We start from the raw sequence: 13,792 nt of genomic DNA, 5'->3' as shown, positions 1-13,792 counted from the left end.
TAATAAAACCTTGTAAAAGAGTAACTTAATGAAATGGCAACTTTTTGGCAAACGAGAAATGTGGGTAGAAATTAGAATTTTATGGGTATAAATTACCCGTGTCGGCTTTTTAAATTGTGTTTAAACAAAAAAAACCTTGCATCACTGCAAGGTTTTCTGTTTATAAAACTGTAGATTTTTTATTCTGGATCGTTCATCTTAAAAGTATCCATAAACGCAGTAGTGTAATTACCCTCAATGTAACGAGGATCATCCATTAATTGTCTGTGGAAAGGAATGGTCGTTTTTATACCTTCAATAACAAATTCATCTAAAGCTCTTCTCATCTTACTAATGGCCTCTTCCCGAGATTGAGCTGTAGTGATAAGTTTTGCAATCATTGAATCATAATTTGGTGGAATCGTATAACCGGAATACACATGAGTATCTAAACGAACTCCATGTCCACCTGGCATGTGCAATGTGGTGATTTTTCCTGGGGACGGACGGAAATCATTGTAAGGATCTTCGGCATTAATCCTACATTCTATAGCGTGCAATTGTGGCAAATAATTTTTTCCAGAAATGGCTACGCCGGCAGCAACAAGAATTTGCTCCCGAATTAAATCGTAATCAATAACTTGCTCCGTAATAGGATGTTCTACTTGAATACGAGTATTCATTTCCATGAAATAGAAATTTCGATTTTTGTCTACCAAAAATTCTACAGTTCCTGCACCTTCATATTTAATGTATTCAGCTGCTTTTACAGCTGCTTCTCCCATTTTCTGACGTAATTCATCAGTCATAAATGGCGATGGTGTTTCTTCAGTCAGTTTTTGATGGCGTCTTTGTACGGAACAGTCTCTTTCAGAAAGGTGACAAGCTTTTCCATAAGAATCCCCTATAACTTGAATTTCGATATGACGTGGTTCTTCAATTAATTTCTCCAAGTACATTCCGTCATTCCCAAAAGCAGCGGCAGATTCCTGACGGGCTCCATCCCATGCTTTTAAAAGATCTTCTTCTTTCCAGACAGCTCGCATTCCTTTTCCACCACCACCGGCCGTTGCTTTAAGCATTACCGGATAGCCAAAATCTCGAGACAATTGCAGGGCTTGATCATACGATTCTAATATACCTATAGAACCCGGAACACAGGGCACGCCTGCTTCAATCATAGTAGATTTAGCAGAAGCTTTATCTCCCATTCTGTCAATCATTTCCGGAGAAGCTCCAATAAATTTGATACCGTGTTCTTGACAAATTTTTGAAAATTTAGAATTTTCAGAAAGAAATCCGTATCCTGGATGTATCGCATCTGCATTGGTAATTTCAGCAGCGGCAATAATATTTGACATTTTTAAATAAGACAAGTTGCTAGGAGGCGGCCCTATACAAACGGCTTCATCAGCAAACCTTACATGAAGACTTTCGGCATCAGCTGTAGAGTACACTGCCACAGTTTTTATACCCATTTCCTTGCATGTTCTAATTACGCGAAGCGCAATTTCTCCTCTATTTGCAATTAATATTTTTTTAAACATCTTTTTATGAAATTTTAAATGTTGAATTTTAAATTTTAAATTATTTTAAATAACGAAAAATCATCATTCAAAATTTATAATTTAGAATTTATAACTTCTTATGATGGATCTACTAAGAATAAAGGTTGGTCAAATTCAACTGGTGACATATCGTCAACCAATATTTTTACGATTTTACCCGAAATTTCAGATTCAATTTCGTTAAATAATTTCATGGCTTCAATTACACAAAGTACGTCTCCCTTAGCAATGTTTTTTCCTACTTCAACAAACATTGGTTTATCTGGAGATGGCTTTCTATAAAAAGTTCCAATAATTGGTGATTTTATGATGATAAAATGTGCATTTTCATCAACTGGTGCTACAGGAACTACTGCTATTGGTGCTATTGGCTGAGATGCTAATGGCTGCTGAGGCATTCCTTGAGCAGGCATTTGCTGCACATAAGTAGTTTCAGTAACATTTCCTTCTAAAGTTGTTCTGATGGTAATTTTTACGTCATCCATCTCTAGTTTAACTTCTGCAACTCCTGAATTTGCGACAAACTTGATTAGATTTTGAATTTCTTTTAAATCCATAATTATTTGTTTTTAGTTTAAATTTATTTTTTATCGTATGCCCATTTCAGATAAATAGATCCCCAAGTGAATCCACCTCCAAAAGCGGCTAAAATTATCGTATCGCCTTTTTTGAACAAATGCTCAAAATCACTTAGCACTAGTGGCAAAGTAGCAGAAGTTGTGTTCCCGTACTTTTCGATATTCATTAATACTTTAGACTCTTCTAAATTCATTCTATTTGCGGTTGCGTCAATGATGCGCTTATTGGCTTGGTGAGGAACCAACCAATCGACATCTTCATTAGTCAAATTATTTCTTTTCAGAATTAATTCGCTAGAATCTGCCATATTAATTACTGCATATTTAAACACTGTTTTTCCGTCTTGAATAATGTTGTGTTTGTTGTCACTAACCGTTTCAAAGGAAGTTGGGTGAAGCGACCCACCAGCATCGATTTTAAGAAAATCTCTACCAATTCCGTCACTGCGTAAATACTCATCCTGCAATCCTAATCCTTCGTAATTTGGTTCAAATAATACTGCACCAGCACCATCCCCAAAAATAATACATGTTGATCTATCTTTATAATCCACGATAGACGACATTTTATCAGCACCAATTAGCAGTACTTTTTTATATCTTCCTGATTCTATGTAGGCGGCAGCGGTTGACATCCCAAACAAAAAACTGGAACAGGCAGCTTGCAAATCATAAGCAAAAGCATTTGTAGCGCCAATTTGAGTAGCTACATATACACCAGTTGCAGCTACCGGCATATCTGGCGTTGCAGTTGCCATAATCAACAAATCGATTTCTAAAGGATCAATATTAGCTTTAGCTAATAAATCTTGTGCAGCTTTTATAGCTAAAAAAGAGGTCCCTTTATCATCGTCTTTAAGGATTCTTCTTTCTTTTATTCCTGTGCGAGAAGTTATCCACTCGTCATTGGTATCAACCATCGCTTCAAGAGCTTTGTTTGTAAGTACAAAGTCTGGAACATAGGCTCCAACAGCGGTTATTGCGGCTGTGATTGTATTCATTGTATGCGTTTATTTCTAGTCAAATGTTCCCATTTGAAATTTTTAAAAGACTTGAAAATTACAAAAAAAAATCTATTTTCTTTGAATTAGAACTTGTTATTTAACGAAAATTACAAACAACAAAAAAACTCTCACGATGTGAGAGTTCGAATATCATTTACAAAAAAATGTATTAAGCAACAGCTACAGATTTATCTATAACAACTTGCCCTCTGTAGTACATTTTTCCCTCATGCCAATACGCTCTGTGGTACAAATGCGCTTCTCCAGTAATTGGACAAGTAGCTATCTGTGCAACAGTAGCTTTATAATGTGTTCTTCTTTTATCTCTTCTTGTTTTGGAGATTTTTCTCTTAGGATGTGCCATTTTACTATATTATTTATCCGTTAATAGTTGCTTTAATTTGTCCCAACGTGGGTCAATATTTTCTTCTTCTTTAATTTCTTCTTTTGCTTCTGTAATCGATAGTTCATTGAGTTTATCCAATGCCTCACTTTTTAATGTTCCGTCTTGAATACCGGGATGAACGCGTCTTAGAGGAACTGACAAGACGATCATTTCATAAATATATTGTGCCACATTTATTTCAAATTCTCCGTGTGGCAAAATCAATAACTCTTCGTTATCATTGTTATAAACCTCATCAAAACGAACAATTAATTTCATTTCGCCTTCAACAGCAAGATCAAAATCTTCGCTGGTAAGATCACACGGTACATTTACAACACCTACGTGATTAAAAATCAACTCTAATAGTGTACTTTTTTTCTCTAAAACTACATTTACTTTGATATTTGAATCTTGATACTCATCATAATCAAAGATTTCAAAGAACGCATTAGTGATTTGATACTCAAAATGATGTTTTCCCAGCTTTAATCCTATAAAAGGAATTAAATATTCTTTTGTGTTCTTCATTTCAACAACAATTTTCCCCTAAACTTCGGGAGTGCAAAGATATAAAATTATTGCAAATCTAATAATGTTATTCACTTTTTTTTGTTCACAACTGTTTTTCTTTTGTTTTCAATGGTTTTTGGCTAATTTCAGCATATTGATTTCTGGAATGATAGATATCTATTGCCAGATATACCGCCTCTTTGAACGAGTTAAAATCCGCTACGCCCTTGCCTGCTATATCATAAGCGGTACCATGATCCGGTGACGTTCTTATTTTATTCAAACCTGCCGTATAGTTAACTCCTTTTCCAAACGATAATGTTTTAAAAGGTATTAATCCCTGATCGTGATAAGTAGCTATCACAGCATCATACTTGTCGTATTGATTACTACCAAAAAAACCATCTGCGGCAAAAGGACCAAATACCAAAACTCCTTTATCAAACATTTTTTTTAATGCCGGTTTGATAATCAAATTATCTTCATTTCCTATAACTCCACCGTCTCCACAATGCGGATTCAGACCTAAAACAGCAATTTTTGGTTTATTGATACCAAAATCTTTGATCAGAGTTTGTCTAACGGTCTGGATTTTTTGCAGTATCAATTCTTCTGTTAAATGTGACGAAACTTCGCTCAATGGAATGTGATCCGTAAGTAATCCTATTCTTAAGTTATCTTGAACCATCAACATCAAAGCATTACCTTCTAATTCTTGGTCTAAATAATCCGTATGACCCGGGAACTTAAAATCTTCTGATTGTATGTTAAATTTATTAATTGGCGCAGTTACCAAAACATCTACAAAACCTTCTTTAAGAGCTTTAGTTGCTGCAACAAACGACTTAATAGCATATTCTCCAGCTTTAGCATCGTCCTTTCCAGGACTTAAATCCACACCTTCTCTCCAAAGATTTAATACATTAATTTTTCCTAACACAATTTGATCTAATTTATCAATACCATGAAGCAACGAGGTTGATTGAAAGCTTTTCTTAACAAAAGACAATAGCTTAACATTAGCAAAGATAACTGGAGTACATAATTCTAACATCCGAGAATCCTCAAATGTTTTTAGAACAACTTCGCTTCCAATACCGTTTAAATCTCCTATAGAAATTCCGACAATTATATTTTCTGCTTTTTTCATAATGACATACCGTTATTTATTGCTAATTTTGAAGTGCAAATTTAGTAAAAAAAACAAGAAATGTTTACAGGAATCATAGAAACCCTTGGTATCATCCAAGAAATAAAAAAAGAAAAAAATAATGTTCATATAACTTTAAACACAGCAATTAGCAGCGAACTTAAGATTGATCAAAGTGTGGCTCACAACGGTATATGTCTAACAGTTGTTGCCATAAAAGATACTTTTTATACCGTAACAGCAATAGATGAAACCATAAAAAAAACAAATATATCCGATTGGAAAGTTGGCGATAGCGTTAATTTAGAAAGAGCAATGAAACTAGGCGACAGACTTGACGGTCATATCGTACAAGGTCACGTAGACCAAACAGGTACTTGTATCATTGCCAAAGAAACCAACGGAAGTTGGCTTTACTCCTTTGAGTATGATGAAAACCAAAACAACATAACCATCGAAAAAGGATCCGTAACCGTAAACGGAGTAAGCTTAACGGTCGTAAATTCCAAGAAAAATCAATTTAGCGTAGCTATCATTCCGTACACGCATGAGCATACCAATTTCAATACTTTTGAAGTAGGTACAAAAATAAACCTAGAGTTTGATGTCATTGGTAAATACGTGACTAGGCTTTATAAAACTCCATAATACAAAATACCCTTTATTCACTTAAGATTCTTTTTTACACTATTATATATCAGCGTTGCGCCAAAAATCAATGAGACTATAATCGCGATATAAATATATTCATCTATAGGAAGTATAGGAGTAGGTTCCCCTGGAGGAGGAGGAGGAGGCTGCGCAATTGCATCAAACAGGCAAAACATAAATAAAATGAGCGTAAAAAACACCCTTTGAACAACTTTCATATTTAAAATTCAATTTTTCTTTAAAATCAGAATATTTATTTTTGTAAAGTAAGAACATCCTTGTAACAAAAACAACACTAACCATAAGAAAACAAGGTTTTTACAAAATTTAGGAATTAAACAAAGAAAAGCCTCACAGTACTGCAAGGCTTTTTAAACTTAAAATGTGGTCCCACCTGGGCTCGAACCAGGGACCACCTGATTATGAGTCAGGTGCTCTAACCAGCTGAGCTATAGGACCGGTTAAGAGTGTGCAATATTACTACTATTTTTCATCTACTCCAAATATTTTGACTTAGAATTCAATAATACTTCAATGATTAATAGTTTTAAAAAAGAAACTTGCTGAATATTAGAATACTAAATTAATATTCCCACAAACTAATTATTTTATTTCCTGACACAATTCGATCAAAACACCATTGGTACTTTTTGGATGTAAAAAAGCAACTAACTTACTATCAGCTCCTTTTTTAGGAACCTCATTCAAGATTACAAAACCCTCCTTTTTTAAACGCGCTATTTCGGAAACAATATCTTCAACATCAAAAGCAATATGGTGAATTCCTTCTCCCTTTTTTTCTATGAACTTGGCAATGGGACTTTCTGCATTGGTTGCTGCAAGAAGCTCTATTTTGTTAGGTCCATTCATAAAAAAAGAAGTTGTCACTCCTTCGCTTTCTACATCTTCAAATTTGTAAGCCGGTGTACCAAAGAGTTTTTCAAACACCAAATTGGACACTTCTAGATCTTTAACTGCGATCCCAATATGCTCTATTTTTCTCATTACCTATACCTTAAATTAAACATTGGTTTTAAATTCAAACTGTACGCTACCCTCAATAATTTTAGTTAGATGTAAAACTAACCATTAAAAACAAAAAACAAATGGCTTTATAAAAGTAAGTTGCGTTAAATCCCTCATAATAATTCTATAAAAAATTTCGAATGCATGAATTATAATTGTTATTTTGTAAATTCTAATTATGATTTGATATGTTGAAAAACAATTTAAAATACACCATCATTTTGCTGGTTTTTATCGCCGTAGGTTGTGCTAAAAGAGGCTCTATTACCGGTGGACTCAAAGATACAATCGCGCCTGTTTTGAAAATGAGTTTTCCTGAAAATTTCACTACCAATTTTAAAGGAGATGAAATCAAGTTGGTTTTTGACGAAAATATCAAACTAAAAAATCTAAACAAACAATTGATTATTTCACCACCAATGAAAAATCAGCCACTAATACTACCTACGACCCCAACCAAAACAATTACCATAAAAATTAAGGATACGCTACAACCTAATACAACGTACAGCTTTAATTTTGGACAAAGTATCGCTGACAATAACGAAGGTAATCCGTTCAATCAATTCAAATATGTGTTTTCGACCGGCAATTATATTGACTCTTTAAGCCTTGACGGAACTGTAAAAAGCGCATACGATAGGGAAATAGAATCATTCGTTTCGGTTATGCTTTACGAGGTCAATGATACTTTCAAAGATTCCGTTGTATACACGGATACCCCAAGATATGTTACAAATACGCTGGACAGCTTAAAAACGTTTCGTTTAGACAATTTAAAAGCTGGAAAATACCTTCTTGTAGCCATGAAAGACTACAACAGCAACAACAAGTACAACCCAAAAACAGATAAAATTGGATTTAGCAAAGACTTTATAACGATACCAAATGACACTATTTTCGAATTAGAATTGTTCAAGGAAACTCTGCCCTTTAAAACTTTCAAACCTACGCAAGCTTCAGGAAACCGTTTATTAATGGGATATGAAGGACTAGTAAACCGCGCTGATCAGAGACCAGAACTAATTTTAAAAAACAACAACGATATTCTTGCTACGGTCATTACTAAATTTCCAAAAAAAGATTCCCTTCAAATCTGGTACAAGCCCATTAAAGCAGATTCGCTAAATTTGGCTGTAGCCAAAGAACAATACAAAGCTAAATTTAACTTTAAGATAAAAGATCAGAAAAAAGACAGCTTAAGTATTTCAGCTCTTCAAACAAGTGATTTAAAATTTCGGGAACGTTTTACAGTAGAAAGCGCGACTCCTTTAGTACGTTTTGATAATTCAAAAATAAAACTAACCAACAAAGATTCTGTTTCTGTAGCTTTTACAACTGAATACGACGAGTTAAATCAAAAACTACTTTTTGATTTTAAAAAAGAACCCTCAGAAAGTTATACTTTTGAGATATTACCCGGAGCGTTGACTGATTTTTTTGAACAATCAAATGATTCATTGAATTATAAAGTCACAACAAGAAACACCGCCGATTATGGAAATTTGACGATCCTATTACAAAATGTAAAACAATTTCCCGTCATTGTTGAGCTCACTAATGCTAAAGGAGATGTTTTAACTACTGAATATACCCAAGAAAACACCACAATCAATTTTAACTTGATTGAACCTGCACTATATACCTTACGAGCTATTTACGATACCAATAAAAACAAGGAATGGGATTCCGGAAATTATCTACAAAAACGCCAAGCAGAGGAAGTCATTTACTTTTCTAAAGAAATTGATGTTCGGGCTAATTGGGACGTCAACCAAGCATTTGACTTGAGTATTCCTTACACTCCCGAGCCTAAAAAGAAAATCGAAAATAAAAATTAGCGGTTCTGTATTTCAAAAGAATCCCTGTCGTTCAAAAAGCCTAATTTTTGTCGGGTCTCCAGCATTTTTTCCTTCTCTAACTCCACTTCAAACGCACCTTCTGTTTCTAGTGGTTCTTGTATATAATTTCCAAGAAAATCAACTGCTTGCGAGTGACCAATGTACTCGTAACCATTTGCATCAATTCCTATTCTATTGACACCAACAACATAGCTCATATTTTCAATGGCTCGCGCTTTCAATAACGCATCCCAAGCATTTATTCGTGTTTTTGGCCAACTCGCCACATAAAGCAACAAGTCATAATCCTCCTTATTCCTAGAAAAAGCTGGAAATCGCAAATCATAACAAATCAGCGGACAAATTTTCCATCCTAAGTAATCGATAACTATTTTTTGATTTCCGCTAGTATACGCTTTGTCTTCGCCTGTCAACGTAAATAAATGCCTTTTATCATAAAACTGCACTTCCCCAGAAGGAAAGACAAACACTAACCGATTGTAGAAGTTTCCATTTTCCTTTATAACTAAACTTCCAGTAATGGCACAATTTCTGGCTTTCGCCAAAACTATAAGCCAAGTTATCGTTTCGCCTTGCATGGTTTCCGCAACTTGTACAGGATTCATAGTAAAACCGCTAGTAAACATTTCCGGCAGCACAATCAAATCGACTGCTGAATTGATTTCATTGATTTTTATCTCAAAATAATCGCGATTTGACTTTGGGTTTTCCCAAATTAATGGTGCTTGAATCAGGCTAACTTTCATTTTTGATTTTTTTTTAAAATTAAGAAATATCTTCATACCATAAGTTCCTTATATTAGCAAAAAAGAACTTTATGAAAAAGATACTTTTGGTATACACACTACTATTCTCTGTTTTTATTTTTGCCCAAGAAAAATCAGGAGCTAAACTATTTTGGGAAAACCTACAAAAACAATGTGGCAAATCCTTTGAAGGAGAAGTTACAGCTGCAGCTGCCAATGATACTTTTAGAGATAAAAAACTACTAATGCACGTTCGCAACTGTAACGAAAATACGATTAGGATTCCATTTTTTGTAGGAGAAGACAAGTCAAGAACTTGGATTTTGACATACAAAAATGACAGAATCCAATTAAAACACGACCACCGCCACGAAGATGGTTCCGAAGATAAGGTGACGCAATACGGCGGAACAACCTCTAATTCTGGTTTAGCAACGCTTCAATTTTTTCCGGCAGATCAAGAAACCTGTGATTTAATTCCAAATGCTTCCGCAAATGTCTGGTGGATAACTCTAGACGAAACATCGTTTACGTACAACTTGAGACGAATAGGTTCTGATCGACTATTTACCGTAACATTTGACATTACAAAAACAGCAACAACACCTTCGGCACCTTGGGGATGGAAAGACTAAACTACTTTTGAAAACTAACATTAAGCTATAAAAAAACGCATTCAACTTTACATTGAATGCGTTTTTTTTATAGCTTAATCTTTAGACCTTTGACTTTGGACTTTAAGACCAAGTGATTATCCTTTTAAACTAGCCGATAAATATTCTCTGTTCATTCTAGCGATATTTTCAAGAGAAATTCCTTTAGGACATTCTACTTCGCAAGCTCCAGTGTTAGTACAATTACCAAATCCTTCAGCATCCATTTGAGCTACCATGTTCAGAACACGATCAGTTGCTTCTACTTTTCCTTGTGGTAATAAGGCAAATTGAGACACCTTAGCAGAAACAAATAACATAGCTGAAGAGTTTTTGCAACTTGCTACACAAGCTCCACAACCAATGCAAGTTGCTGCATCAAAAGCTCTATCTGCATCATGTTTCGGAATAGGTATTGTATTAGCATCAATAGTATTTCCTGAAGTATTTACAGAAACAAATCCTCCAGATTGCTGGATTCTATCAAATGCACCTCTATTAACTACTAAATCCTTAATTACTGGAAATGCTTTTGCTCTAAATGGTTCGATAAAAATAGTATCTCCATCTTTAAATTTACGCATGTGCAATTGACAAGTTGTAACCAAGCGATCCGGTCCATGTGCCTCACCATTAATGAATAAAGAACACATTCCGCAAATTCCTTCGCGACAATCATGGTCAAAAGCAACAGTATCTTCTCCTTTTACGATTAATTCATCGTTCAAGATGTCAAGCATTTCAAGAAAAGACATATCCGGTTCAATTCCATCAATTGGATATTCAACGATTTTTCCTTCTGCAGCGGCATTTTTTTGTCGCCATATTTTTAATGTAAGTTTCATTTTTTTTGTAAGTATTAAGTATTAAGAATTAAGTATCGAGACTTTTCTAAATACTATTTATAACTTCTTTGAACTAGTTTAACATTTTCGAATTTCAACTCTTCTTTATGTAACACGGCATCGCTAGGTTTCCCTTTGTATTCCCATGCTGCCACGTATGCAAAGTTTTCATCGTCACGTTGTGCTTCTCCTTCTGCTGTTTGATATTCTTCACGGAAGTGACCACCACAAGATTCGTTTCTGTGCAGGGCATCTTTAGCAAACAACTCTCCTAGTTCAAGGAAATCTGCAATACGAAGCGCTTTAGCCAACTCTGGATTAAAGCTGTCCGCTGTTCCAGGAATTCTTACCTCTTTATAAAATTCCTCTCTAATTGCGGCAATTTCATTTTGTGCTTCTATTAAACCCTCTGCATTACGTGCCATTCCAACTTTGTCCCACATGATTTTTCCTAATTTTTTATGGAAATAATCCGCTGGTTTAGAACCGCCGTTATTCATTAAAGCCTCAATTTGAAGCTTTACATTTTTTTCTGCTTGTTCAAATTCTGGAGAATCTGTAGAGATAGCACCCGTTTTAATATCCGGTGCCAAATAATCTCCAATAGTGTATGGAAGAACGAAATATCCATCGGCCAAACCTTGCATCAGTGCAGAAGCACCTAATCTATTTGCTCCGTGATCTGAGAAGTTGGATTCTCCAATAGAGAAACAACCCGGGATTGTAGTTTGCAAGTTATAATCAACCCATGTTCCACCCATCGTGTAATGAACAGCTGGATAAATCATCATAGGAGTTGAATATGGATTCTCATCTACAATTTTCTCATACATCTGGAACAAGTTACCGTATTTATTAGCAACAACTTCTGTTCCTAATTTCGTAACCAAAGCTTTATCATTCTCATCTAAATGCTTTAATCTGGCTTGATCCACTCCGTATCTTTCAATAGCGGCAGCAAAATCAAGGTAAACAGCTTCTCCCGTTTTATTAACACCAAAACCGGCATCACATCTTTCTTTAGCCGCACGAGAAGCAATATCTCTAGGTACTAAATTTCCAAAAGCAGGATATCTTCTTTCTAAATAATAATCTCTATCGGCTTCTACAATTTGGGTTGGTTTTAATTTTCCATCTCTAATTGCTTTCGCATCTTCTAACTTTGCAGGAACCCAGATACGTCCGTCATTACGCAAAGATTCAGACATTAATGTCAATTTTGCTTGATGATCTCCAGAAACCGGAATACAAGTTGGGTGAATTTGTGTGTAACAAGGATTGGCAAAATACGCTCCTCTTTTGTGAATTTTCCAAGCTGCAGTTACGTTACTTCCCATTGCATTAGTCGAAAGGAAAAACACGTTTCCGTATCCTCCGGAAGCAATCACTACGGCATGAGCAGAGTGTCTTTCAATTTCTCCTGTAACAAGATTACGAGCTATAATTCCTCTTGCTTTACCGTTTACGATTACTAAATCTAGCATCTCGTGACGGTTGTGCATTTGGATTTTTCCACGACCTATTTGACGATTCATTGCTGAATACGCTCCAAGTAATAATTGTTGTCCTGTTTGTCCTTTAGCGTAAAAAGTTCTAGAAACTAATGTACCTCCAAAAGAACGGTTGTCCAATAATCCACCATATTCACGGGCAAAAGGAACACCTTGAGCCACACACTGGTCAATAATATTGGTAGAAACCTCAGCAAGACGATGAACGTTTGCTTCACGAGCGCGATAATCGCCACCTTTTACGGTCTCATAAAACAAACGGAACGTTGAATCCCCGTCTCCTTGATAATTTTTTGCAGCATTGATTCCCCCTTGTGCAGCAATTGAGTGCGCACGACGTGGTGAATCTTGAAAACAAAATGCTTTTACGTTATATCCCAACTCTGCTAAAGTTGCAGCAGCTGAACCTCCAGCAAGACCAGTACCAACTACAATAATATCTAAATTACGTTTGTTAGCCGGGTTTACTAAATTAATATGATTTTTATAGTTTGTCCATTTGTCCGAAATTGAACCTCCTGGAATTTTTGAATCTAATGCCATTTATAATTGAATATTAATGATTGAAATAATGAAATAATGCAATAAATATAAATCCAAAAGGAACTACAATTGCAAAAGCATATCCTAATGTATGTAACGATTTTGAATATTTATTATTGAAACCTACTGATTGGAACGAAGAATTGAAACCGTGCCATAAGTGTAACGATAACAAAAGAAATGAAACGCAATAAATTGCTGTACGAATCCCACTTTCAAATTTATGTGTCAACTCAGCAAAATATCTGGTTTCGTCAAGCGGATTAACCTCTACATATTTATAAACCATTTCAGGAAACCAGAAATCATAAAAATGTAGTAACATAAAAGCTAGAACAACTGCCCCGGAAATAATCATATTTCTGGATGCCCAAGAGGAATTAGCTGCTCCGTTGTTTTTTGCATAAGAAATTGGTCTTGCACTTTTGTTTTGAAAATTCAAAACGATACCCATTACAAAGTGAAAAACAACACCTATAATAAGAATGGGCTGGATTACAAACTGAACCAATGGATTATTTCCCATAAAATGAGAAATAGAGTTAAAAGTATCAGGACTAAAAACCGAGGTACTGTTTATAAAAAAATGTTGTGCTAAAAATAAAATTAAGAAAAGTCCAGAAAGCGCCATAGCGACTTTTTTTGCTATCGATGACTTTAATAAAGCAGATTTTGCCATAGGGATTTGTATGAATTAATTTAATAATCACACAAAAATAGAGCAATTAGTGGCGAACTACAACCTTTTCGCTATAATTTATAATCATTTTAAAGTGTT

The 13,792-nt window shown here is 35.0% G+C and carries 14 protein-coding genes and 1 tRNA gene; 3 read left to right on the top strand and 12 right to left on the bottom strand.

Annotation, left to right across the window (positions count from 1 at the left end; genetic code table 11):
* Positions 1–179: 179 nt before the first annotated feature.
* From accC to pdxA, 6 genes are all read right to left on the bottom strand, one after another.
* Entirely contained in the window at positions 180–1,526 is a 1,347-nt protein-coding gene (accC, locus tag ACEN2F_RS08760; protein WP_441737989.1) for an acetyl-CoA carboxylase biotin carboxylase subunit, read from the bottom strand.
* A gap of 98 nt (positions 1,527–1,624) precedes the next feature.
* Positions 1,625–2,104, bottom strand: coding sequence for an acetyl-CoA carboxylase biotin carboxyl carrier protein (gene accB, locus ACEN2F_RS08755; RefSeq protein WP_441737987.1), 480 nt, complete (start codon positions 2,102–2,104; stop codon positions 1,625–1,627).
* 23 nt (positions 2,105–2,127) lie between these two features.
* Positions 2,128–3,126 (bottom strand): beta-ketoacyl-ACP synthase III, encoded by a 999-nt coding sequence (locus ACEN2F_RS08750; protein ID WP_441737985.1) that lies wholly within the window; start codon positions 3,124–3,126, stop codon positions 2,128–2,130.
* A 172-nt stretch (positions 3,127–3,298) separates the two neighbouring features.
* Positions 3,299–3,493, bottom strand: a complete 195-nt coding sequence (rpmF, locus tag ACEN2F_RS08745) for a 50S ribosomal protein L32 (RefSeq protein ID WP_007137315.1) — start codon at positions 3,491–3,493, stop codon at positions 3,299–3,301.
* A 9-nt stretch (positions 3,494–3,502) separates the two neighbouring features.
* Complete coding sequence (locus ACEN2F_RS08740) at positions 3,503–4,045, bottom strand: YceD family protein (protein ID WP_441737983.1); 543 nt, start codon at positions 4,043–4,045, stop codon at positions 3,503–3,505.
* An 85-nt stretch (positions 4,046–4,130) separates the two neighbouring features.
* A complete protein-coding gene (pdxA, locus tag ACEN2F_RS08735; RefSeq protein WP_441738027.1) occupies positions 4,131–5,180 on the bottom strand; it encodes a 4-hydroxythreonine-4-phosphate dehydrogenase PdxA in 1,050 nt (349 codons plus the stop codon).
* Between the two features lie 57 nt (positions 5,181–5,237).
* On the opposite strand from pdxA, the gene ACEN2F_RS08730 reads away from it, so the two are divergent.
* Positions 5,238–5,825 (top strand): riboflavin synthase, encoded by a 588-nt coding sequence (locus ACEN2F_RS08730; protein ID WP_441737981.1) that lies wholly within the window; start codon positions 5,238–5,240, stop codon positions 5,823–5,825.
* Positions 5,826–6,213: 388 nt separating this feature from the next.
* On the opposite strand, the gene ACEN2F_RS08725 is transcribed toward ACEN2F_RS08730, so the two are convergent.
* Positions 6,214–6,287: transfer RNA gene (locus ACEN2F_RS08725), tRNA-Ile, on the bottom strand.
* A gap of 144 nt (positions 6,288–6,431) precedes the next feature.
* Complete coding sequence (gene mce / locus ACEN2F_RS08720; protein ID WP_441737979.1) at positions 6,432–6,833, bottom strand: methylmalonyl-CoA epimerase; 402 nt, start codon at positions 6,831–6,833, stop codon at positions 6,432–6,434.
* A 209-nt stretch (positions 6,834–7,042) separates the two neighbouring features.
* Between mce and ACEN2F_RS08715 the strand changes: the two genes are divergently transcribed.
* Positions 7,043–8,695: an Ig-like domain-containing protein gene (locus tag ACEN2F_RS08715; RefSeq protein WP_441737977.1), complete on the top strand. Its 1,653-nt coding sequence runs from the start codon at positions 7,043–7,045 to the stop codon at positions 8,693–8,695.
* On the opposite strand, the gene ACEN2F_RS08710 is transcribed toward ACEN2F_RS08715, so the two are convergent.
* Positions 8,692–9,462, bottom strand: a complete 771-nt coding sequence (locus ACEN2F_RS08710; RefSeq protein ID WP_441737975.1) for an amidohydrolase — start codon at positions 9,460–9,462, stop codon at positions 8,692–8,694. The two genes, ACEN2F_RS08715 and ACEN2F_RS08710, sit on opposite strands and share 4 nt — an antisense overlap.
* 71 nt (positions 9,463–9,533) lie before the next feature.
* On the opposite strand from ACEN2F_RS08710, the gene ACEN2F_RS08705 reads away from it, so the two are divergent.
* Positions 9,534–10,097 (top strand): hypothetical protein, encoded by a 564-nt coding sequence (locus ACEN2F_RS08705; protein WP_441737973.1) that lies wholly within the window; start codon positions 9,534–9,536, stop codon positions 10,095–10,097.
* Positions 10,098–10,213: 116 nt separating this feature from the next.
* Here the strand turns inward: ACEN2F_RS08705 and ACEN2F_RS08700 are convergent, their stop codons facing one another.
* From ACEN2F_RS08700 to ACEN2F_RS08690, 3 genes are read right to left on the bottom strand one after another with little or no spacing between them, the layout of a single operon-like run.
* Entirely contained in the window at positions 10,214–10,960 is a 747-nt protein-coding gene (locus tag ACEN2F_RS08700; RefSeq protein ID WP_441737972.1) for a succinate dehydrogenase/fumarate reductase iron-sulfur subunit, read from the bottom strand.
* Positions 10,961–11,013: 53 nt separating this feature from the next.
* Complete coding sequence (locus ACEN2F_RS08695) at positions 11,014–13,014, bottom strand: fumarate reductase/succinate dehydrogenase flavoprotein subunit (protein ID WP_441737970.1); 2,001 nt, start codon at positions 13,012–13,014, stop codon at positions 11,014–11,016.
* Between the two features lie 13 nt (positions 13,015–13,027).
* Positions 13,028–13,693, bottom strand: a complete 666-nt coding sequence (locus ACEN2F_RS08690; RefSeq protein WP_441737968.1) for a succinate dehydrogenase cytochrome b subunit — start codon at positions 13,691–13,693, stop codon at positions 13,028–13,030.
* Between the last annotated feature and the right edge of the window lie 99 nt (positions 13,694–13,792).

The organism is Flavobacterium sp. W20_MBD1_R3 (assembly GCF_052119725.1).
Taxonomy (GTDB): Bacteria; Bacteroidota; Bacteroidia; order Flavobacteriales; family Flavobacteriaceae; genus Flavobacterium.
The sequence above is the reverse complement of the archived record's forward strand: the minus strand, read 5'-3'. Positions and strand labels throughout refer to the sequence as shown.